The following is a 22385-nucleotide window of genomic DNA, read 5'->3' on the forward strand; positions in this document are numbered from 1 at the left end:
TCATTAGATGAAATTTTTGTAAAAGAGCAGGTAAATAGTTTGAATTTTGTGATAATATTAAAATAAGGGTTTGGTTAGTAGCTGATGTCTCTATCATAAAAGGAGGGGAAGTTATGTGCTGCAAACGAATCATGAAATAAAAAAGGTTGTTCATCGTTCGCTATCAGCTAAAATGATTGTAAAGCGCATGCTGTTTATTTTAGTGGGAGCCCTTTTAATGGCCGTCGGGCTAGAATTTTTTCTTGTCCCTAATGAGGTTATTGACGGTGGAATTGTAGGTATATCTATTATTTTATCCCACTTAACGGATGTTCAAATCGGCTTTTATATCTTCGTATTAAATCTTCCATTCTTTTTCATTGGCTATAAGCAAATTGGAAAAACATTTGCGCTATCTACGCTTTTAGGTGTTATCATTCTATCCATTGCTACCTCTATTTTTCACGACTTGCCGGTCTTAACAGGTGACCCTCTTTTAGCCACTGTGTTTGGCGGAATTGTTCTCGGTGTGGGAGTAGGAATTGTTATTCGGTACGGAGGTTCGCTAGACGGCACCGAGATATTAGCTATTTTATTTAATAAGCGTACGCCTTTCTCCGTAGGTGAGACGATTATGTTTTTTAATTTATTTATTTTGGGAAGTGCCGGTTTTGTATTTGGCTGGGATCGCGCTATGTATTCTTTAATGGCTTACTTCATTGCTTTTAAAACGATTGATATTGTGATTCAAGGGTTAGATGAGTCTAAGTCAGCTTGGATTATCAGCGAACAATATGAACAAATTGGCGAAGCAATTCTTGCTCGTTTAGGGAGAGGCGTCACGTATTTAAATGGGGAAGGGGCGTATACGGGAGATGATAAAAAAGTCATTTTTTGTGTGATTACCAGGCTTGAAGAAGCAAAGCTAAAAGCGATTATCGATGAGATAGATCCATCTGCTTTTTTTGCTGTAGCAGCTATTGCTGAAGTTAGAGGAGGGAGGTTTAAGAAACGAGATATTCATTAGTGAAAGTTGTCTGCTAATGAGGCTGTCCCGTTATTACATGCAGCAGCCTTTTTAATTTTCTCTCTTTGTTTCGAGTATGTGGAATGGTTTATGTCGCTTCTGCTGCGTCCTGCTTTGGGCATATCGAACTTCTCTTTTTTCTTGTATATCTTTAAAACGAACATGTAAAATATCTAAAAGATATAAAAAGAGTACATAGTAAAAAACAGAAAGAGGGAGTGACATGAAAAAAACGTTAAAAATAGTAGGAGTCGGTCTTGCGGTTCTTGTTGCAGTGACCGTGGCTTTTTTTGTCATATGGTCAGGTTTTGATTATGAACCTTCAAAGGAGCTTCACTCACTAGTAGATGAGAAAAAAGTAGTGAAGAAAGACGATTATTACGTATTTAAGCCTCAAACGAACAAAGAGATAAAAGCCGGCTATATTATTTATCAAGGTGCTAAAGTAGAGCCGTTAGCATATGGCTATTATGCTCAGCAAATTGCAAATGAAGGATATCTTGTTGCTGTTGTAGATTCTCCGTTTAATATGAGTTTTTTTAGTCAAAATAAAGCGACGGATATTGTGAAAAGCTATCCGAAGATTTCCGCATGGTTTATCGGAGGGCATTCCCTTGGAGGAGTGAGTGCAGCCTCTTATGCGTATGATCATCAAAACTCAATAAAAGGCTTAGTTCTTTTAGCATCGTATCCGATGAATAAAAATAATTTTTCAACTTCCACTTATCCTATTTTGTCTTTAACCGGTGAGAAAGATGGTTTGTCGACGCCTGAAAAAATTAAAGAAACCAAGCATTTACTTTCAAAAAATACGGAGCTGGTCCAAGTAAAAGGAGCTAATCACGCACAGTTTGGAATGTACGGGAAACAAAAAGGCGATAACAAAGCCAGTATTTCCCCTAAAGAGCAGCAGGATGAGCTGGTAAAAAGAACGGTCAAGTGGTTAAACAGTCAAATAAAAAAGTCCGTCAGTAACTAACTGACGGACTTTTTTTCTTTTTTTGGAAATAACACTTGAAAAAATAACCAGTTAGTTATATAGTTAGTTACATGAGTAGTGAACCATTTAAGTGAGGTAGTCAAAATGAAACAATCATTAGATCATCAGCGACCAATTTTTCAACAAATTAAAGAAACCATCGAAGAGAATATTTTGAATGATGCTTTTCCAGAAGAAGAAAGAGTACCGTCTACGAATGAATTTGCCAAAATGTATCGCATTAACCCTGCCACAGCAGCTAAAGGAATTAATCAGCTAGTTGACCACGGAATATTGTATAAAAAGAGAGGGATAGGGATGTTTGTATGTGCGGGCGCCAAAGAAGTATTGCTTACACAAAGAAAAGAAGAATTTTATAACCGTTTTATTGTTCCCCTGAAAAAAGAAGCACAGCATTTGGGGATTACGGTAAACGAGTTAAAAGAGCTGTTAGACAAGGGGGAAATAAAATGAATATAGAAGCGCAGCTGTTAAATAAATGCTATGGATCTAAACAAGTGTTAAAAGACATTTCACTTACGCTAGCAAAAAATAAAATATACGGGTTACTAGGTAGAAATGGAGCGGGCAAAACGACTCTGATGCAAATTGTAGCCGGGCATATTCCAGTTACGACAGGAGAGGTAAAAGTGGGCAATCAATCTCCATTTGAAAACCGCTCTGTCTTGCAAAACATCTGCTTAATTAACGAAAGCGGAAATTTCAAAAAAACATTAAAAGTCAAAGACGTCTTAAAAATTGCGTCACTTTTTTATCCTTACTGGAGCGAAGAAGCTGCTGAGAGGCTTATGGAAGAGTTCCATTTAGATTGTAATATGAAAGTGAAAGCATTATCTAAAGGTATGGAATCAGCATTAGGAATTATTGTTGGGCTATCTTCCCGAACGAGCATCACAATCTTTGATGAACCTTATATTGGACTTGATGCTGCGATGCGAGCGCGTTTTTATGAGCTCCTATTGGATGAATATGAAGAATATCCACGCACGTTCATTATTTCCACACATTTAATTGATGAGGTAAGTAATTTATTTGAAGAAGTACTCATTATGCAAAAAGGAAAGCTGATTCTTCAGGATACGGCAGAAAATTTGCAGCAGCGCTGTGTAAGTGTGAAAGGACCTAAAAGTCAAATTGAAGAATATGAAAAAGGAAAGCAAGTAATCCATGAACAAGTATTCGGAGGAGAGAAAAAAATAGTCCTCTTTAATGAAGATATTTATGCTGAGGAGCTTGTCGACAGTTCATTTCATATAGAAGCTGTTCATATACAGGATATTATGATTTATCTTACAGCAAATCGTGGAGGTGTAGCGTAATGAAAGGACAGTTTGCCGCCATTAGTTATTCGCTCTACGTTGAACTAAAGTATTTAATGATTCGCTTTTGGACGATTCTGTTAGCTTTTGTTGTAGTAGATATTTTAGTTTTCAGTCAGGTGAATGAGCATCTTCTATTAGTAACAAGTATGCCGCAGTACATCTTTTCAGGTATTGTAAGTTTTATTATCATTCGAAAAAGTTTTTCCTTTTGCTTAAAGTTAGGAGCTACTCGTAAAGCATATCTTTTAACGATGACCTGTGTTTTTGCTTTATTTGCAATTGTAATGTCCCTTATCAATGTTGTCATCATGAGCATTTCCATAAAGGTGATTAATAGTTTGAATTTAATGAATGTTCAGCTTTATTATGCGAGCGATTTTATCTTTCATGACCCTACTGTCACTGTTCACTTTTTAACGGACGCTGTATTTATTTTTTTTGTTACAGCAGCATCGTGTTTGCTCGGCAGCATCGTTTACAAATTCGGGCAAACAGGAGGGATGATCACCGGTGCTGTTTTAATTTTACTGTTTACGATTCCAGTGACAAAAGAACCGGTTATTCATTTTATAAAAAGCTTTTCGAACGGGTCGTTGTTACTTACATTCGGAACAATGGTTATCGTAAGCTTCTTATTCTTTCTTATCAACTGGCTGTTTTTAAAAAAAGCGTCTCCTGTCCATCAAGCCTAATAAAAAAAGCAATCATTCCTTTACTGAATGATTGCTTTTTTTATTGTACTTTTTTAGAGCAAGCTGCATCAATATCTAGAATCCAGTCGTGAAACTTTTGCTGAAGAAGTTGAAGAGAAGACTGATTGTTCGATACAATGTCCAGTCCGCGCTCGTCGTATAGGTGGAAGATGGTTTCTTTATTCAAATTCACAATGTAACACTCTTCTTCAATAGCCGGATGAATATGAAGATCGCGGTTGGCAATTGATTGCAAAAGAAGCTTTTCTTTCACATCATTTGTTTTACAGGCAATAATATACTCAGCGTTATTTAATAATGCTACGGATTGAACTTCTTGTTTCTTCAGGCGAGAGCGAATGAATTTTTTAATAGCTGTTTCTTTTTTCTTTTTTAAAAGTAAATCATCCTGTGCAGCATTCGCTTTGAAAACAAGTAACAGCTCATCATTTTTTTCATGGAGTGTCTCAAAAATTTCGTAAGCGCGTGCGTACACATTTTTCATGTATTCTCGTTCCCATACGCCTTTTTGATTGGTAAGCGTAAAACGGATACCTGCGGGCGCGTTATAAAAAAGAGGTCTTTTCATTTGAACATTTGGAAACATTGTTGTTAAGTATGATTGAAGCCGCATTGTAGTCATACGCAACACCTCATTTAGTTTAGTCCTGACTTAATATGTTGAGTTTAGTCTATCACGTGATTAGCTAAATTTGTAAAGAAGTAATGTTATTTAATCAAAAGGTAACCAAACTGTTATATTTTGTTGATTTTGCATTATTTCTTTACACAACCTTTGCGGATGAACAGGTTTTTTCATACGCCTGTCGTATTACTTAACGTAGTAACGACGTGAAGAAAGGATGATATACGGTGAAAAAACAGCTTGTTCTTATTTCAATTATTACAGCTGCTTTCTTTGTGCTCATTTTTCACAAAACGATCTTTCAAGAAGGTAATCCTCTTCCTATTGCATGGAGTATTGTAAAATTAAAATCTTCGGGTGAAGATGTTGTTCAAATATCCGATAAGCCTAAAAGGTATCTCATTCATTCAAATGACTACTTAACGTTTATAAAACAAATGAAAAAGAAAAAAGTGAATTTTCAATATCAAGATGATAAAAAATTTTATTTTAATAACGACAATGAACGCCAGCTGTTCGTCAGCAAAAACTATACCGATAAGTTCACGATTATGGAACTAAAGAAAAAAGAGCTGACTGAAGCTGGCGTTGAGTAATAAGAGCTAATCTCTGCCCTGTGTTCCAAAATCTTTAATTTGAACATGAATATGATAGTCGATGGTCGACTGGCTAAATATTTCATCCCATTCATGCTGATGTTTTTTCCAAAAATGAGGATGATGAATTCGTACGTAATCATGCAGGTCAATCACATCAGCTTTGTAATTATTTTGTAATAAGCGAAGTGTTTTTTCTGCATCTTTTCGAATGATTTTTTCTATTTTTTTTTCGGTGTTCTTTACATTAGAGGCGGCAAGAGCCTGTTTTGAAGTCTCCCAATCTTCTGATAGCCTGCCGCTTGTTTGAACGTTGATGTCAAAATGAACGGAGTGATTTGAATCAATGCGGGCCTTCACATCTTGCTGAACATCTCCAATTTCATAGGAAAAGGGGTATGGACCGTGTTTGCCGTAAATAATTCCGCCTTTAATATTCCCCGTTAACCACGTTAATGCCTCCACTTGGTGCTGAGTTAAGGTGAATTTTGCTTTTTTATCTTTTATGATTGCCGCGCCGTCTATTTCAACGCTATTTTTTATTTTAGAAAGCCGCTGTATTAAAAAGCTTTGATCTGTTTTTAACTTAGCTGATAGCTCTCCCATGGTTAGGGGATTTAGAATTTTGTTCGTTTTGAATTTATTATAAACAAGCTCGTAAATTAAGTTTACAGGCGGTACAGACATTCCTTGAATCGTTAAAACGTTTTTAGCATCGCCTTTTGTAACAAACGCAAGGCTGCTGCGGCGTATTTCATTATCACGTACAAACTGATTGATAAGCGCATCAAGAGGGATGGTCTTGCTTGCTTTTTCTCCTATTAAAAGTGCTCGCTGATGCTGGCTGTATATAGGATCAGATTTCAGCGAAATATTTCGCGTGATTTCATGAATTGTAGGACCAGCTGTTGTAATGTTTTTGTATGGAATGGAAGAAGACATATTTCCGGACTCTGTCTCGGTTAACGTTTGATGAGTCAGCACAAGCTGATTTTTTCCTGTTTTTGGTTCTATTTTCGATGTGATATCCATTGCCACGCCTATAACAAGAGCAAGTTGTTCAATGTTTCGATGATTTGTACAGCCGCACAATAAAAAAATGGTCATCATGACAGGAAGACATTTTTTCGTCATTTGAACACAACCTTTTTTATTTTCATTAACATGCTGAAAAAAAGAGGGATAACCAAAAATGTCACTAAAAATGCCCAGCCTAGAACAGTTGAATAATTCGACACGTCGCTTGCTGTTTTGGGGGCTAAAGAGCTCATAAATAAAGCGGGTACAAGAAAGATAATATTAGTAGTTGATCGGTTTTTGAAAATTTTTTTAAATCCTGAAACAGCTAAAAAGAAATACATTACAAAGGTTAAAAAAAACTGAAGAAGCCAGACAATAAGTAAAAATAATTCAAGCCTCTCAAAGAAAATTCCTTTTACTTCATGCGTCTGAACAAATTCAATCGTAGGCCAGACGGTCGTTTTTACCTCCGGAACGGATAACGCGCCGACAACTAATACGTAAGTGATAATATATAAAAGTAAAGGAATGGAAAATCCGATGATAGAAACTTTTCGTAAATGATTTTTGTTTTTCATATGCTTTGGAAGAAATACAATCGTTTCAATCCCTAAAAAGGAAACAGAGACGGTTGTAAAAGCAGCAAGAAGCGGGCTGAATCCATCGGCTAACACGGGCTGTAAGTTTTTTAAATCGACCATTCCGATACTAAGAAGATATAAGATAAGAAGAATGATGACCGTTACAGGAAAACATAGGGCCATTACTTTTCCAATAGAATTAATACCCCCAGTGATTAAATAGACGCCTGTCAAAATAAACGAAAGGATAATTAATTCAATGGGCATCGTTTCCAGTAAATAGAAATGGATCATTTCTGCCATAGCTCTTACTTCAAAACTTGCTACAGATGTGAAATAAACGACTATAGCGAAGTTGAAGATATTTCCAATCAACTTGCCGGTTACTTCTTGCGTGAAGTCAAACATACAGCTAATCGTAAAATATTTAACCATCCAGACTAAAAAAAGAACAATTCCAATAAACAAAAGGCCGTCCATAATAAGTACAATCCATCCGTCTGCGTTGTTTGTCTGGTTTGTAATGCTGCTTGGCAGTGTTAATAAACCGACGCCCAGCATGGTTGAAGAGATAATTGAAATGGCATAAAAGTCTGAAAGAAGCTTGCTTGATTGTGACTGTGATTGTTCCATATGGTCCTCCTTTTGTCAGTTTTATTTGGCTTTATTTTTAGACTGTTTTAGACTTTTGTTTGGCAGACGAATATAAGAATCTTTCCACGCTTTTTTATTTAACGCAAAAAACGGTTTGAAGTAAGCCATACCAAAACTTTCGAGCTTGGTTAGATGAATGACGAGAACAAGAAAAAACATGGTAACTCCGTATAATCCAAATATTGCTGCAATCATCATAGATACGAAACGCAAAATTCGAAACGAAAGGCCAATTCCGTACTGAGGAACGGTAAAGGACGCAATTGCCGATACAGATACAACAATAATCATAACGGAGCTAACGATATGGGCTTCCACCGCTGCTTGACCAATCACAACCCCGCCTACAAGTCCAACTGTTTGTCCCACAGGAGTAGGGAGACGCAGACCGGCTTCGCGCAATAATTCAAGCGTCACTTCCATAACCACTGCTTCGATAAAAGGAGAAAAAGGAACGTTTTCTCGTGTGGCCGCAATAGTAATAGCAAGCTCCGTCGGAAGCAGACCTTGGTTAAACGAAACGAGTGAAATATAAATAGCTGAAAAGAATAGGGTAATAAAAATAGACAAGTACCTTAGTAATCTTAGCAACGAACCAGCTATCCATCTTTCGTAATAATCGTCGGGTGATTTCATAATCATATCGAAAGTTGTAGGCACTAAAAGAGCAAAAGGAGAGCCATCTACTAAAATGGCTACTCGCCCTTCATTCACCGCAGCGAGAACACGATCCGGTCTTTCTGTATTTTGTACTTGAGGGAACGGTGAGTAAGGTGCCTCTTCTAAAAATTCTTCAATCATTCCTGAGTCTTGAATGTTATCTAAAGGAATGTCTAATAATTTCTCTCGGACTTGATTCACGATGTGAGTTTGACAGTGTTTATTATGAAAAACGATACTTGTTCGATGTTCCTTTGTATTTCCAATATAAATGTCTTCAATAACCATTTCTTCTTCGGTAGAACGCTGCCTTAAAAGACCAAGGTTTTCATCTAAGTTTTCGATAAGAGCAATTTTAGGGCCGCGCACTACTTTTTCTGTTGTAGGTTCACTTAAAGAGCGCTGTTTGGTCATAGACATATTCAGCGAGTATGCCGTGGTGCTTTCGCTAATGAACAGCAAGGGCTGACCTTTAAAAAAACACGAGATTGCTTGCTTGTATGTATAAACTTCTTTGTCTTTAATGACAGAAATAAACGAATCGATGTCATCGAGTGTTTGCGTTTCACTTTTTGCTTTTGTCTCAACAACATGCTGAGTAAGATTATCAAGTTTTTCTCCGTCTACTAATCCTTGGAGATAAATAATACATATATATTTTGTGGGAGACAGCCATAATTTTTTGGAACCAACGTCTGTATTTTGACCCACCAAATCTAGAAACGTTTGAACGGTGTAGTCTGCATTGGGCTGAAATTTTGAATCGAGCATAAATAAACTCACCGCCTGTTGTGTTAATGAGCTTAGTGTTTACGATGTAAAAACGAGTTATGCGAAAAATGTGGAAGAATAGAAAAGATATGTTATGGTAAAGAAAAGAGGTGATGGTATGCTACATTCATTTACGTTAAAAACGAATAAGCGTGACGAAATGATTGACGTCACGAGTCAGGTACAAGCATTAATAAGAACAGAAGGATTAAAAGAAGGGGCTGTAGTTGTTTACTGTCCTCATACAACCGCTGGTATAACAATTAATGAAAATGCGGATCCGGATGTAAAAACCGATATGATCCGACGCTTCGATGAAGTATATCCTTGGGAACATAAGTTAGATCTTCATATGGAAGGAAATACGGCGGCGCATCTCAAAGCGAGCACGGTCGGCTCCTCTCAGCATATAATCGTTCACGATGGGCAGCTGCTGCTAGGAACGTGGCAAGGAATTTATTTTTGTGAGTTTGATGGACCAAGGACTCGTACGTATTATGTAAAAATTTTATCGGCACAATAACTTTTTTTCATACGTCATTGTCCAACTTTTTTCTGAAAATTGTTATAAAACAAAGTTAATTTAATATAAATGTTATATAACAGTTAAAGGGAGAGATTGAACAATGGAAAAGATAAGTGCAGAACAAGAAGTAGTAAAAAAAGAAAATGAAAAAACAAATTTTACATGGGTGGAAGAATACCCAACCATTTTAGACATTGTCAATGAGTATTACAGTACGTGTCGATAAATAAAGTGAAGAGACAAAATTATTTTAATTGAAAGAAGATCCGAATGAGTTTGATTCTTGCTTGAGAATTTAATGCGTTCGGATTTTTTCATTGGTAGGGTGGACGTAGGTTTCGTATATGTAGGCGGGGAGGCTCATCGGACGCTGACGGAAAACGAAGTCTTACACGGAAATCAACAGCGATGCAACAAGCAGTCGAGATCATTTATCTCACTTGTTCGTCTTTAGGTTGGATTGATTTAGTTATGTCTTAATATCTTTTTTTATAAAAAAAGATATAATAGTAGCAATTTTCCTAAAAGGTTTAATATAATAAATATTAGGGTACTGAATTGTATGAAATAAAGATAAAACGCATCGTTTCATACTATTTCCTTTTTTACCGCTAGTATAGCCTTGAAGAAAAAGTTTCATTTGATATACTAACTATACGCTTAGTCTTTAAGAGAAAGATGAAGATTCATTGTCATTGTTACACGCAGTGAATGAGCTGCCTTTGCTTGGCGAAAACGTCGTACAAACAAAGACAGATAGCGAATTGTTTTGGGTGCGTTCATTTAGTTCAAAACAGGGAGGCGATTAGTCTATGTTACTTGTACGTATGGCCATGATTGGTTTCTTTTCATTAACAGCCATATCATTGTTTTCTTTTCAGTCCGTTGAAATTATCCATGCCATTATGGACTTTTTCTCATCAGCTGATAAGTACTAAAAAACGATATCTTTTTTTAATAAAAAGCGGATAACCCTTAGGGGCTATCCGTCAAAAACCGCCCAAAAGGCGGTTTTTTTATGCTTATAGCTGTGCTAACAAACGCACTGCATTCATTCTCTGATGACAAAGTCCACGTGTTTTTTAGCTTAACATTCGTTAAAATAAGTATTTACGTACTGTTCAAACTGAAGCCAATCGTCCACGCGAGGGACATTTACTTCTTCGTTATACGGGTAGCTCATGGCAACAGCATGGCGACCTGTAGCTTGAAAAGCCTTCAAATTATGCGGTGCATCATCAAATAGCAAGTCTCCGTATATTTTATCTTTTTGGTGTGTAAACACGATATTGTATTTTCCAATAAACGGAAGGTGTTTCTCGACCCACTGCTCTTTTTCTGTATAAGCATAGGTACGGCTGCTTGTAACAATTAAAATGGAAAACCTTTCATAAAGTCGTTTAAGAACCTCAACAGCATGAGGGAGAGGTTGTAAATGTAAAAAAAGCCCCGGCTGATCGAGGTAGTCATAAATTTTCGTGCCGCATTCCGGCTTTACATACTTTTCTGATTCCCAGCATTTTAACTTTTCAACCGATAAGCTGTCGCAATAATCTTTGTTATATTGGTTATGCCAATCCGTCATAAGATCACAAATGACAGAATCCATGTCAATTAAAAGGGTGTGCATTTATTCAACTTCCTTTACAGTATTCATCTACACGCTTGGTTTTGCAATGTAATGTGCTGCTTCTACTATACCAAATCTTTTACATGCAGAAAAAGAGCAAGCCGCATCAAAATCGCACAGCTTGCCCTTTTTATAGAAACTACATTCTTTTAGCACCTAAATAGCGTTTGCTCCAATAGCTCTCTTTTAGAGAAGAGATGCTCACACCTTTAGATGAAGAGCAGTGAAGAAACTGGTTATTTCCTAAATAAATTCCTGCATGAGAAGGCCCTTTTGTATAGGTTTGGAAGAACACAATATCTCCAGCTTTTGGACTTGAGACGCGCGTTCCTTTTTGATAAATTTGAGCTACTGTTCGAGGAAGCTGAACCCCGCCTCCATGTTTGAATGCATAGCCAATAAAACCGCTGCAGTCAAAGCCGCTTGGCGTTGTTCCGCCCCAGCGATATCGAACGCCCATATACTGTTTTCCTTTGTTAATCACTGCGTTAGGGTTATAGCGCGCTGAGCTAGAAGTCGATTTACCCTTTGCTGAAACGCCTAGTTTAGCATACGTTCCCTTTCCGACAATACCATCTGCTGCTAGTCCATTTTTGCGCTGAAATGATTTTACAGCAGAAGTTGTAACAGTCCCAAAGTATGTAGTCGTATTCCCTTTAAAATAACCTTTATTTTTCAACGTTTGTTGTAGTTGTTTAACATCTTGGTGACTCATGCCTTGGCGAAGCGTTTGGTCGCCTAGAGCCGCTTGGCTGACAATCGGGCTAGTAGAAACAATAACGCCAGCAAGCGTAAGAGCTGCTATTACTTTTTTCATAAAACTAGTACCCCCTGAAAATTTTTCCTGATTTGAGTAAATTCATCATATCATCTTTCGACAGTGTTCTACGTTACAATTTCATTACATATATGAAAAAAATGAAATATAAAGGTGAATATAGTCTTATAAAAGCTGTAACTAAAAGGGTTCTTTAGATGTGCAATATTGCTAGAAAAACTTTGAATATTTGACGGTAAATAACTAAAAGATATGAAAAAGTATGTACATTTAAAATTTAACAAAGAAATATGTTGTGAATTACTACACAAAAAGTTCGAACTCGGGTAAAATGTAGAACTATAATATAGTAGTCATGTATGTGACTTTGATGAGGTGAAAGTAATGAAAAGAATAGGTGTATTAACAAGCGGCGGAGATTCTCCAGGTATGAATCCTGCGGTTCGTGCTGTTGTGCGTAAAGCAATTCATGAAGGTATGGAAGTTTACGGTATCTATCAAGGGTATCAAGGATTAATAGAAGGAAATATTAAAAAGCTAGAAGTTGGAGATGTCGGTGACATCATTCAACGCGGCGGAACTATGCTTTATTCTGCAAGATGCCCAGAATTCAAAACAGAAGAAGGGCGTTTAAAAGGTATTGAAAACCTTAAGAAGCACGGTATTGAAGGCTTAGTAGTTATTGGTGGAGACGGATCATATATGGGAGCTGTAAAACTAACAGAGCTTGGTTTCCCTTGTATCGGTATCCCAGGAACAATTGATAACGACATTCCAGGAACAGATTTTACATTAGGGTTTGATACGGCTCTTCATACGGTTATCGATGCTATTGATAAAATCCGTGATACGGCGACTTCTCATGAACGTACGTTTATTATTGAAGTTATGGGTCGTAATGCAGGAGACATTGCTCTTTGGTCAGGTCTTGCTGGCGGTGCGGAAACAATCCTTATTCCAGAAGCAAAAGATGAGTTCCAAGAAATGGTTGACCGTTTGAGAAAAGGACAAGAGCGCGGTAAAAAGCACAGCATTATCGTAGTAGCTGAAGGCGTAGCCAATGGTAATGAAGTAGCGAAGCAGCTGCATGAAGCTGCAGGTATTGAAACGCGTGTAACAGTATTAGGACACATTCAGCGCGGTGGTTCCCCAACTGCTCAAGATCGTGTGCTAGGAAGCCGTTTCGGCGGTCGTGCAGTCGAGCTTCTGCTAGAAGGTAAAGGCGGCCGTGCAATCGGTATCCGTAAAAATGAAATTGTAGATTATGATATTATGGAAATTTTAGGTGAACCTCACCATATCAATGCTGATATGTACCGTTTATCTAAAGAGCTTTCAATCTAATCACAGTATGGCTGAGGCGAAACTTCTTATATGGAAGGAGTTTCGTCTTTTTTTGATTGCATCCCTGTTCCTTCGCAGTGTTTGCATGTTTTCATGTAACCGATACCAGGAATAACGGCTAGCTTTCCGAGTCCTTTGCAAAAGGTGCAAATTAATTCAAAACCAAACATCGTTCCATCCCCTCTGTACAAGTTTTCTTTCAGTTTATCATAAAAGTAGACAAATAATTTTAAAAATTATAGAAATAATCAAAAAAATGATTACATTTGAACAGCGAGTGATATAGTAAAGAGAGAAGACCATTTTACAAAAGAGGAGAGGAAGCGTGATGTTTAAACGAATTTTACTTGCCTCAGATGGCTCAGAGCATGCAGCTAAAGCAACAGAAAAAGCTGTTCAGCTGGCTCAGCTGACGGAAAACAGTTTTATTCAGGTCATTTATGCAGTAGAGGGTGATTCAAGATTAAAATCACTTAGCCGCGATGAGGAACGTGAAAGCCGGATACATACAACAGATGAAATTTTAAAGCAAGGAAACGTGGAGTATGAGATTACGTTTATGCACGGAGACGCGGCTAAAACAGTGATTCAATTTGCTAATCAAAATTCATTTGACCTTGTAGTAATAGGAAGCAGAGGGTTAAATCCTGTAAAAGGCATGCTGCTTGGAAGCGTGAGTTCTAAGATTGCACAGCAAGTAACGATTCCTGTGCTAATTGTTAAATAGGAGAGAAATGCAATGGTAAAACAGTACAAAGAATTAAAACAGCTCATTGATGATGCTAAACACATTTGTTTTTTTACGGGAGCAGGAATGAGCACAGAGTCGGGCATACCGGACTTTCGCTCTCAAAATGGCTTATATCGCCAAAATAAAAGCTTTGTGGACATAGTAGCTGCTGACTTCTATGAGCAATATCCTCATGAATTTTGGCCGCTGTTTAAAGAAATTTTTCATATTAAAATGCTGCATCAGTATAAAGCAAATACGGGCCATCGCTTTATTGCTGAACTAGAAGAAGCCAAAACCGTGCATGTAATTACGCAAAATATTGATGGCTTGCACCAAGATGCAGGAAGCACGAACGTCTTTGAAATTCATGGGTCCATTAAGAGAGCTCATTGTCCAAGCTGTAAAGAAGAGTATGACTTAGCGTATTTAAATCAGTCAGCTCTCCCACAATGTACAGCGTGTGAGCGCCTTTTAAAGCCAAATGTTGTTCTTTTTGGAGATGCCATTCATCAGTTCGATGAAGCAGTTACAGCAGCGCTGTCATCTGATTTATTCATCGTGCTTGGTTCATCGCTTGAAGTAGCACCGATTAATCAGATTCCGCTGCTTGTGAGCCGGTACAATCGTACAAACATGGTGATGATTAATAAAGAACCTACGCATTACGATTATTTGTTTGATTTGGTTATCTATGATTCCATTGGACAAGTGGTCGCAAATTTATAAGCGTCTATGCATGGACATAGCGCTTTTTTAGCATTTAGTGATAAAGTGTAGGGATGTATCATATGGTGTAGTACATCATCCATTCGCTAATGGATAGAAGGGATGTTTGCGCATATGAGTGGAGGCTTGAGAGTTTGTCTCTTCATTGTTGGTATTGCACTCAAAGTGACAGCTGTTTTGACTTTGATTTTTGAAATGAATCTTGTCCCTATTCACGGAAGGAGTCTCACTTATTATGCTGAAGCAATAGGTATGAAACTCCCCATTATCTGTTTTGTCCTTGGTTTTTTTTGTGTAGCAGCAAGCTTTTATTTACCTGCTAAAAATCGCCGTACCAGTAAATAGCAAGGGCAGGAGACTAACTAAAACGTTTGACTGCAAAGTTTTTAACATTTAAAATAAAGTCAATAAGTTTAAAAAGAAATAGGATAATTATTCCTTATTCTTTTTAGATATACGGAAATAGAGGTGATTGGATGGGGCAGTGTACCACGTTGGCGAAGTAGCATTATATGCACCAGTGTCAAAGCGTACAATACAGTATTATATAAACCTACATTTGCTTCACGCATATCGCTCTTTATCACATAATCGCTCTTTTAAGACGTTAACAGACTTTAACTTTATAAAGATTGTAAACTACTAAATTTTTTATAAATGAATGGAAGAGAGAATCAGCGCTGAAGCAACATCATGAAATGAAGCGATGTGAGCCATTGCTTCACATCTAGAACAGCTGAATAAAGAATGACCTGCTACATTAACGAGTGAAACGTGAGATAAGGAAGAAAGACTGGCAGTTTTGCTCCATATAAAAATGTTTATACATTTATCATTTGATTCCTCCTTATATGCACTTTTCCAAGTGATCAGTACAGGGATAGAGTTCTTTATCCAAATTTTTTATTTTTTAGGAGGTGAGTCCTTACTCGTTTTTAAACGAGCTAAGGAACTTGATTGGACATATTTAACTTGATTTTACTAGCGGTACTGATTGCATTAACTGCTTTTTTCGTTGCTACCGAGTTTGCGATTATTCGCGTGAGGAGTTCCAAAGTGGATCAGCTTATAGCAGAAGGGAGCAGCAATGCAAAAGCTGCGAAGCAAGTTATTTCAAACTTAGATGAATACTTATCTGCGTGTCAGCTTGGTATTACGATTACTGCGCTGGGAATTGGTTGGTTAGGAGAGCCTACACTTTCGCATCTCCTGTCCCCATTACTTGATCAACTAGGGATAAGCGGAGCTTTAACAAAAGTACTATCTGTTGCGATTTCTTTTGCGGTTGTTACATTTATAAACGTTGTGGTCGGAGAGCTTGCTCCGAAAACATTTGCAATTCAAAAAGCAGAGAAAGTCACTTTATTATTTGTTCGTCCGCTTATACTCTTTTATAAAGTAACCTATCCTTTCATTTGGCTATTAAACAGTTCTTCTCGTTTAATAACAGGGTTATTTGGTCTAAAGCCTGCTTCAGAAAATGAGCTTGCACACAGTGAAGAAGAGCTTCGCATCTTGTTATCAGAAAGCTATAAAAGCGGTGAAATCAATCAATCGGAGTTTAAATATGTAAGTAAGATTTTTGACTTTGATGATCGCGTTGCCAAGGAGATTATGGTGCCGCGTACGGAAGTCGTTTCGATTGACCAGGAAGATACGGTCGAATACATCCTTGAGATGGTCCAAGAAGAGCGGTTTACCCGCTATCCGGTCATCGATGGAGATAAAGACCATATTATTGGAATGGTCAATATGAAAGAGATTTTAACCGAGATTGTCATGAACAACAGCAAGGAAAAAATAAATTTAAAACAGTATATCCGTCCTGTTATTGAAGTAATTGAATCGATTCCTATTCATGATTTATTGCTTAAGATGCAGCGTGAACGCATCCATATGGCTATTTTAATTGATGAATACGGAGGAACAGCAGGGATTGTAACAGTAGAGGATATTTTAGAGGAAATTGTCGGTGAAATTCGTGATGAATTTGATGCGGATGAACTTCCATTAATTCAGAAAGTCAAACCCGATCATTATATTGTAGATGGAAAATTATTAGTAAGTGAGCTTAACGAGTTGCTTGGCACAACAATTGATGATACGGATGTTGATACAATTGGAGGCTGGGTATTGACGGAAAAATATGACGTCAAGCAAGGAGAAAGCCTTAGCTTTGATCAGTATGACTTTACCGTTACGAAAATGGAAGGCCATCATATTCAATATATTGATGTGATCAAAAAACGTCAGGTGCATCAAAGCACGGATGAAGCGGTTAATGTTTCAGACATGAATCAGTCACAGGCTTTATCTTCGTAACAAAAAGGCGCATTGCAAAAGAGCAATGCGCCTTTCTTATGGAAAAAGCGTGCTGGGAAGATGATAAAGTAATATGATGGAACTAAGGGATAATATTACCGCTATGAATCTTAAAATCAATTTGCTTTAATAAAAGTATGAAAACTCTATCAAAACTTTTATTAGTAACACTGTTGTCTGTCACTCTAGCTTTTGGTCTTAATAACACTGCGCAAGCAGCAACCGTACATACCGTTCAATCGGGAGATACGATGTGGAAAATAGCAGTAAAATATCAGGTTGGCGTTTCCGAGCTGATTGAAGCGAATTCTGCTATTAAAAATCCTAATTCGATCTATCCGGGACAGAAAATTACTATTCCAACCGATAAAGCAGGAAGTTCATACGAAGAGCAAGTAGTTCAGCTAGTGAATCAAGAACGTGCTAAAGTAGGACTTAAGCCTTTAAAGTCTAATTGGGAAGTAGCTCGCGTTGCTCGCTATAAATCGCAGGATATGATTGATAAAAATTATTTCAGTCATACATCGCCTACATATGGAAGTCCGTTCGACATGATGAAAAACTTTGGTATTACATACAGTACAGCAGGTGAAAATATCGCTGCTGGACAAGCAACTCCAAAAGAAGTGGTTAACGCATGGATGAATAGCGAAGGTCACCGTAAAAACATACTATCGAGTCAATTTACCGAAATTGGAGTAGGTTACGCTAAAGGTGGAAGCTACGGTCATTACTGGACTCAAATGTTCATTTCAAACTAAAAAAGAAAGGAAAAAAAGCTGACTTAGTAGTCAGCTTTTTTTAGCTTCGAGCACTTTCTAGAAATTCTTTTGGATTGCCAGAAAGCTTTCCGTCCTGCTCAACGATGAGTGTGCGCGTAGGGAAAGCAAATTCTACGCCTTCTTCTTCAAGAATGTCCATAATTTCGAAGTTTATATTTTCTTTTACATCTAAATAATCAGCAAAAACGGTTGTATTTGTAAAGAAATACAGATAGATATTTAGACTGGATTCATAAAAGCCGTCAAAATTTACAAGAATCGTTTCATTGTGAATTTCTTCGTGCTCCGTCAGCATCTTTTTAATTCTTGTCACTACGGTTTCTAACTTTTCTTTTGGTGTATTATAATTCAAGTTTAAATGAAAGGCAATTTGACGTTTTCCCATCTTAGCCCAGTTAATAATAGGTTCATTAGAAAGAGTAGCATTTGGAACCGTTACGACTGCTTGAGCGAACGTTCGAATTTTGGTGCTTCGAAACGTAATATCTTCTACAACGCCTTCAACACTCGGTGTTTTAATCCAATCTCCAATGGTAAAAGGCTTTTCGGTAATAATCACAATTCCGCCGAATAAATTACTAACGGTGTCTTTAGCGGCTAGGGCAAAAGCAAGACCACCTAAACCAAGACCCGCTACAAAGCCGTTTACGTTAAAACCCCACTCTTCTGCGATGATGGAGATAGAAAGCATAACAACAACGATGCGGATGAACTTTTCAATAAAAGGAATAATGATTCGATCCACTTGGATATCGAAATTTTTGGCAAACGTTGCAAAAAATAAATTGGTAGAAGCAGCTAAATTATACAAGCCCCATCCTGCAAGGCCAACAGAAGCTGAACGAACTAAATGTCTTTCCGTGTCGGCTGTTAAAACATCAAAGGGAAGATAGGGAAGAGCAAGCTTGAAACCAATAATTACAAAAATCCAGCGCAGCGGCTTTTCAAAAGCTTCCAAAACGCTCGTAATTAAATTGATTTTTTTATTTTTGACAAAACCAATAATAAACTTAAACAAATAAGTCGTGAAAAGCTTGCGAAGAATTAAAAAGATCAAAAAGATCCCAATCGCAATCACGATTTTTTTCCAATCATCTAACGATGATAGAGACTTCAAAAAATCCATACAATCCTCCTAATTACCAAAACTGTGCTACAGTCCATTTATATCCGTCGATCGAAAGCATTTCTATGTAGAGTGTTCTTTACCCTAAATTCATGCTTTTTAAAAGCTTCTTCCCTATTAAAATAGCACAAAAATACCTTTAAATCTATTTAAGTGATAATTATGAATATATCTCTTTTTAGTAAAAGAGACAGACAACAGTCTGAAAATAAGTTGTATAATAAATAGGTGATATTATAAACGTTAATGTATCTTATTATTTATTGAAAACGTTCGTTGGAGGGAGAAGTTTTGTTAAGTCAATTGAATAGAATGCTAGAAAAATTGATGCCGTTTATTACGCCGGTCAGCTTGCTCATAGGAGTTCTTATCGGTTCGTCATTAAGTCAGTATGCCTTCTTAATTCCATGGCTTTTTGCATTAATGACGTTTGCCGGAAGTTTGAATTCAAATTTTCACCAGTTAAATGCCACGATACACCGTCCATTTCCAATCATTATGGCCCTGTTTGTTTTACATATTTTTATGCCAGCGTGGGCTTGGAGCGTTGGCCAAGTGATTTTTCCACATGATGTATTTACAAGCACAGGTCTTTTGCTAGCAGCGATCATTCCAACAGGAGTGACTAGTTTTATATGGGTCTCGATTTACAAAGGAAGCATTCCTCTTGCGCTATCCATTATTTTAATTGATACTCTTTTGGCGCCGCTTATCGTTCCTTATACACTTTTATTGGTAGTTGGAGACACCGTGCATTTGGAAGCGCTAAAGTTAGTCAAAGATTTGTGTTTTATGATTGTCCTTCCATCTTTGTTAGGCATGTGCTTAAATCAATATACAAAAGGAACAATTAAGCAGACATTAGGACCAAAGTTGGCACCTGTTTCGAAAATAGGGCTAAGTGTGATGGTTATGATAAACGGGGGAGTAATTGCACCTTATTTAAAACATATTGATAAAAAACTGCTGTTTATTATCGTGATCGTCTTTTTAATGAGTTCAGCTGGTTATTTCTTCAGCTGGATGATTGGCAAATGGCTAAGATGGGACCGAGCAAAAGTTGTGACGCTTACGTTTTGCGGAGGCATGAGAAATATTAGCGCCGGAGCCGTGTTAGCCGTATCTTATTTTCCAGCTCCCGTTGCTGTACCCGTCGTACTGGGGATGTTATTTCAGCAGGTATTAGCTGCTTTATCAGGGCGTTTAGTTCAAAACTATTACGAGAAAAAAGACGCTGAATTTGTTTCATTAAAATAAATGGAAGAAGCAAGGGAGGAACCATAGTAATCATAAAGTAAGCACTCTGTTTTAATGACGAGGGATAAGGTGCTTTTACGCTTGCTGCGTTCAAGATAACGAGGTGATTAGAAAAAGAAACGGTGTGGCATACTAGAAAGAAAAAGGTCGGATATTTTTGCTTATCAATATAGCGCTGACGTTTGTTTTACCTTGGATTTTTGGCACGTTCTATTTACATCCTAAAAATCGTCGTTTACTGCCTTTAGTAGGAACTGCTTTTTGCATTTTAGCAATCGTTATCAATGAATTAGGGAGCTATTATGGTTTTTGGAAACTCCGGACTTCTTTAGAAAATGAAGCATTAGAAGCGCTGCCTTTTAATTTAGGCGTCTATCCTGTATTGGCTAGCTATATGATTTTTTTAATCCAGCGAATTGGAAAGCCTCATTTTTTTATTTTTCTTATTGCGCTGTTTACAACATGTTTAGAAGGAACGTATGTGCATATGGAAAGAGTTACATACGGAAACGGATGGAATCTCGGCTGGACATTTTTTTCCTACTGGATTCCGTACGGCGTGATTTATTTATACTATAGGTATTTGGTTAGTCTTAGACTGCTTCACTAGAAGAAAGAAAAAGAAGCGATCTAATAAAAAAAGCCGTGAATATTCACGGCTTTTTTTATTAGATCGCTTCTTTCGAGCTAGATTTATCTTTTGAATGATCCCATGCATCAATATTATCAAGTCCAGAAATGCTGTCTTGGTAGAAGACAGGGTCTTTTCCAGCTTTCTTTTGAGCAAGATAATCTTTCAGTGCTGCAAAAGAAATTTTCGAGAGCAAGAGAATCGCGATTAAGTTGACCACTACCATCAAGCCCATAAACAGGTCTGCTAAATCCCATACAAGCTGAATTTGAGAAATAGAACCGAACACAATCATTGCAAGTACAGCAACACGGTAAGTTACTAGCCAAGCTTTATTTGTGTTCAAGAACTCAATATTTGTTTCTCCGTAGTAGTAGTTACCGATTAATGTACTAAAAGCAAATAGGAAAATCATAATTGCAAGAGCACCTGTTGCCCAAGAGCCAATGTGAGTGCTTAAAGCAGCTTGTGTTAACTCAATACCGCTTAAATTTTTATTTGTATAAGTACCTGAAAGCAAAATGATAAAGGCAGTACTACTACAAATAATAAGCGTATCTGTTAATACACCAAATGCTTGAATCAATCCTTGCTTTACCGGGTGGCTTGTTGTTGCAGCTGCGGCTGCATTTGGAGCACTACCCATACCAGCTTCGTTTGAGAATAATCCGCGTTTAATTCCTTGCATAAGAGCTGCTCCAAGAGAACCGCCGGCAATTTGATCGAAACCAAATGCATTTTTAACGATTAACGCAATAAGAGAAGGCATCTCTTGAATGTTCATAATAATAATGAAGAGTGCTACTGCAATATAGGCAACAGCTAGTACCACAACAATGTATTCTGACATTTTTGCAATACGCTTAACTCCGCCAAAAATAATGGCAGCGAAAGCCACTGTCATAATAATTCCTAACACTAAACGATTTGTTCCGAACGCATTTTCAAACGCAAGAGTAATCGTGTTCGATTGTACAGCATTAAAAATTAAGCCGAATGATAAAGTGATTAAGACAGCAAACAGTCCGCCCATCCAGCGCTTCTTTAACCCTTTTTCCATATAGTAAGCCGGTCCGCCTCGGAAGCCGCCGTCTTTGTCTTTTACTTTGTATATTTGTGCTAATGTACTTTCGATAAATGCTGAAGCTGAGCCAATAACGGCAAGCACCCACATCCAAAATACAGCACCAGGTCCCCCTAAAGCGATCGCAATCGCAATACCTGTAATGTTCCCCGTACCAACGCGGGCTGCCATACTGATACAAAACGCTTGGAATGGCGAAATTCCGTCTTTAGAAGAGCTATCCGCACCTTCTTTTAATACACGAATCATTTCTTTTAATAACCGAATTTGTAAAAACTTTGACCTGAATGTAAAAAACAAACCAAATGCAATCAGCATCGCAATCAGTAAGTAGGACCAAAGAAATTCGTTGATTGAACTAACAAAACCTTGAACTACTTCTTGCATAGTTTCACCTCTTCATGAATTATAGTAGAATAATAATAAAAAACGTGAATTTATAGAATTTTCCCTCTATTTAGATAGATCTCCCTATTTCCCCGCTGTTTTTCTTCATTA

26 protein-coding genes are annotated in these 22385 nt (G+C 37.4%); 17 read left to right on the plus strand and 9 right to left on the minus strand.

Going from position 1 to position 22385, the window contains the following annotated elements:
• Positions 1-115 precede the first annotated feature (115 nt).
• The 5 genes from ACFX4R_RS00670 (at position 116) to ACFX4R_RS00690 (ending at position 4020) form a co-directional block, all read left to right on the plus strand.
• Positions 116-1006 (plus strand): YitT family protein, encoded by an 891-nt coding sequence (locus ACFX4R_RS00670; RefSeq protein ID WP_013058693.1) that lies wholly within the window; start codon positions 116-118, stop codon positions 1004-1006.
• Between the two features lie 223 nt (positions 1007-1229).
• Entirely contained in the window at positions 1230-1985 is a 756-nt protein-coding gene (locus tag ACFX4R_RS00675) for an alpha/beta family hydrolase (protein ID WP_322552377.1), read from the plus strand.
• A gap of 105 nt (positions 1986-2090) precedes the next feature.
• A complete protein-coding gene (locus tag ACFX4R_RS00680; RefSeq protein ID WP_013058691.1) occupies positions 2091-2459 on the plus strand; it encodes a GntR family transcriptional regulator in 369 nt (122 codons plus the stop codon).
• Positions 2456-3325 carry an ABC transporter ATP-binding protein gene (locus ACFX4R_RS00685; RefSeq protein ID WP_377568305.1) on the plus strand — a complete coding sequence of 290 codons (870 nt, stop codon included), beginning with the start codon at positions 2456-2458 and terminating at the stop codon, positions 3323-3325. Before ACFX4R_RS00680 ends, ACFX4R_RS00685 begins: the two co-directional genes overlap by 4 nt.
• Positions 3325-4020, plus strand: coding sequence for a hypothetical protein (locus tag ACFX4R_RS00690; RefSeq protein WP_043976658.1), 696 nt, complete (start codon positions 3325-3327; stop codon positions 4018-4020). Before ACFX4R_RS00685 ends, ACFX4R_RS00690 begins: the two co-directional genes overlap by 1 nt.
• Before the next feature lie 40 nt (positions 4021-4060).
• Here the strand turns inward: ACFX4R_RS00690 and ACFX4R_RS00695 are convergent, their stop codons facing one another.
• Positions 4061-4663, minus strand: coding sequence for a DUF3885 domain-containing protein (locus ACFX4R_RS00695; protein ID WP_013058688.1), 603 nt, complete (start codon positions 4661-4663; stop codon positions 4061-4063).
• Between the two features lie 230 nt (positions 4664-4893).
• Here ACFX4R_RS00695 and ACFX4R_RS00700 point away from each other — a divergent pair, with 230 nt between their 5' ends.
• Positions 4894-5262, plus strand: coding sequence for a hypothetical protein (locus ACFX4R_RS00700; protein WP_028410925.1), 369 nt, complete (start codon positions 4894-4896; stop codon positions 5260-5262).
• A gap of 6 nt (positions 5263-5268) precedes the next feature.
• Here the strand turns inward: ACFX4R_RS00700 and ACFX4R_RS00705 are convergent, their stop codons facing one another.
• From ACFX4R_RS00705 to ACFX4R_RS00715, 3 genes are read right to left on the minus strand one after another with little or no spacing between them, the layout of a single operon-like run.
• Complete coding sequence (locus ACFX4R_RS00705) at positions 5269-6396, minus strand: Ger(x)C family spore germination protein (RefSeq protein ID WP_043976661.1); 1128 nt, start codon at positions 6394-6396, stop codon at positions 5269-5271.
• Positions 6393-7496, minus strand: a complete 1104-nt coding sequence (locus tag ACFX4R_RS00710) for a GerAB/ArcD/ProY family transporter (protein ID WP_162214869.1) — start codon at positions 7494-7496, stop codon at positions 6393-6395. The genes ACFX4R_RS00705 and ACFX4R_RS00710 overlap by 4 nt, the downstream gene beginning before the upstream one ends.
• 21 nt (positions 7497-7517) lie before the next feature.
• The gene (locus tag ACFX4R_RS00715; protein ID WP_016765285.1) at positions 7518-8948 is read right to left on the minus strand and encodes a spore germination protein; all 1431 of its coding nucleotides are present in this window, start codon (positions 8946-8948) and stop codon (positions 7518-7520) included.
• 118 nt (positions 8949-9066) lie between these two features.
• On the opposite strand from ACFX4R_RS00715, the gene ACFX4R_RS00720 reads away from it, so the two are divergent.
• The 3 genes from ACFX4R_RS00720 (at position 9067) to ACFX4R_RS00730 (ending at position 10412) form a co-directional block, all read left to right on the plus strand.
• The gene (locus ACFX4R_RS00720; RefSeq protein ID WP_043976663.1) at positions 9067-9471 is read left to right on the plus strand and encodes a secondary thiamine-phosphate synthase enzyme YjbQ; all 405 of its coding nucleotides are present in this window, start codon (positions 9067-9069) and stop codon (positions 9469-9471) included.
• Between the two features lie 103 nt (positions 9472-9574).
• Positions 9575-9700, plus strand: coding sequence for a hypothetical protein (locus ACFX4R_RS00725; protein ID WP_322552374.1), 126 nt, complete (start codon positions 9575-9577; stop codon positions 9698-9700).
• A 586-nt stretch (positions 9701-10286) separates the two neighbouring features.
• Positions 10287-10412, plus strand: coding sequence for a hypothetical protein (locus ACFX4R_RS00730; RefSeq protein ID WP_013058681.1), 126 nt, complete (start codon positions 10287-10289; stop codon positions 10410-10412).
• Between the two features lie 149 nt (positions 10413-10561).
• On the opposite strand, the gene ACFX4R_RS00735 is transcribed toward ACFX4R_RS00730, so the two are convergent.
• Positions 10562-11104, minus strand: coding sequence for a 5' nucleotidase, NT5C type (locus ACFX4R_RS00735; RefSeq protein WP_028415087.1), 543 nt, complete (start codon positions 11102-11104; stop codon positions 10562-10564).
• 139 nt (positions 11105-11243) lie between these two features.
• Positions 11244-11921, minus strand: a complete 678-nt coding sequence (locus tag ACFX4R_RS00740; protein WP_377568310.1) for a C40 family peptidase — start codon at positions 11919-11921, stop codon at positions 11244-11246.
• 345 nt (positions 11922-12266) lie between these two features.
• Here ACFX4R_RS00740 and pfkA point away from each other — a divergent pair, with 345 nt between their 5' ends.
• On the plus strand, positions 12267-13226 hold the full coding sequence (gene pfkA, locus ACFX4R_RS00745) for a 6-phosphofructokinase (protein ID WP_013058678.1): 960 nt from the start codon (positions 12267-12269) through the stop codon (positions 13224-13226).
• A 26-nt stretch (positions 13227-13252) separates the two neighbouring features.
• Here pfkA and ACFX4R_RS00750 read toward each other — a convergent pair whose 3' ends face one another.
• A complete protein-coding gene (locus ACFX4R_RS00750; RefSeq protein WP_013058677.1) occupies positions 13253-13396 on the minus strand; it encodes a hypothetical protein in 144 nt (47 codons plus the stop codon).
• Between the two features lie 158 nt (positions 13397-13554).
• Here ACFX4R_RS00750 and ACFX4R_RS00755 point away from each other — a divergent pair, with 158 nt between their 5' ends.
• From ACFX4R_RS00755 to safA, 5 genes are all read left to right on the plus strand, one after another.
• Positions 13555-13953 (plus strand): universal stress protein, encoded by a 399-nt coding sequence (locus tag ACFX4R_RS00755; RefSeq protein WP_013058676.1) that lies wholly within the window; start codon positions 13555-13557, stop codon positions 13951-13953.
• 12 nt (positions 13954-13965) lie between these two features.
• The gene (locus ACFX4R_RS00760) at positions 13966-14685 is read left to right on the plus strand and encodes an NAD-dependent protein deacylase (RefSeq protein ID WP_025750171.1); all 720 of its coding nucleotides are present in this window, start codon (positions 13966-13968) and stop codon (positions 14683-14685) included.
• Between the two features lie 114 nt (positions 14686-14799).
• Positions 14800-15030 carry a YuzI family membrane protein gene (locus tag ACFX4R_RS00765; RefSeq protein ID WP_016765278.1) on the plus strand — a complete coding sequence of 77 codons (231 nt, stop codon included), beginning with the start codon at positions 14800-14802 and terminating at the stop codon, positions 15028-15030.
• Positions 15031-15642: 612 nt separating this feature from the next.
• Complete coding sequence (locus ACFX4R_RS00770; RefSeq protein WP_025750170.1) at positions 15643-17007, plus strand: hemolysin family protein; 1365 nt, start codon at positions 15643-15645, stop codon at positions 17005-17007.
• Between the two features lie 137 nt (positions 17008-17144).
• Entirely contained in the window at positions 17145-17768 is a 624-nt protein-coding gene (safA, locus tag ACFX4R_RS00775; RefSeq protein ID WP_078082276.1) for a SafA/ExsA family spore coat assembly protein, read from the plus strand.
• A 40-nt stretch (positions 17769-17808) separates the two neighbouring features.
• Here the strand turns inward: safA and ACFX4R_RS00780 are convergent, their stop codons facing one another.
• Positions 17809-18915, minus strand: a complete 1107-nt coding sequence (locus ACFX4R_RS00780; RefSeq protein ID WP_043976672.1) for a mechanosensitive ion channel family protein — start codon at positions 18913-18915, stop codon at positions 17809-17811.
• Between the two features lie 291 nt (positions 18916-19206).
• Here ACFX4R_RS00780 and ACFX4R_RS00785 point away from each other — a divergent pair, with 291 nt between their 5' ends.
• Both ACFX4R_RS00785 and ACFX4R_RS00790 read left to right on the plus strand, forming a co-directional pair.
• Positions 19207-20172: a bile acid:sodium symporter family protein gene (locus ACFX4R_RS00785; protein WP_043978279.1), complete on the plus strand. Its 966-nt coding sequence runs from the start codon at positions 19207-19209 to the stop codon at positions 20170-20172.
• Between the two features lie 157 nt (positions 20173-20329).
• On the plus strand, positions 20330-20782 hold the full coding sequence (locus ACFX4R_RS00790) for a CBO0543 family protein (RefSeq protein WP_043978282.1): 453 nt from the start codon (positions 20330-20332) through the stop codon (positions 20780-20782).
• A gap of 58 nt (positions 20783-20840) precedes the next feature.
• On the opposite strand, the gene ACFX4R_RS00795 is transcribed toward ACFX4R_RS00790, so the two are convergent.
• Complete coding sequence (locus ACFX4R_RS00795) at positions 20841-22274, minus strand: alanine/glycine:cation symporter family protein (protein ID WP_043978284.1); 1434 nt, start codon at positions 22272-22274, stop codon at positions 20841-20843.
• Positions 22275-22385: the final 111 nt, after the last annotated feature.

It is taken from the genome of Priestia sp. YIM B13490, assembly GCF_042787735.1.
Lineage (GTDB): Bacteria > Bacillota > Bacilli > Bacillales > Bacillaceae_H > Priestia > Priestia megaterium.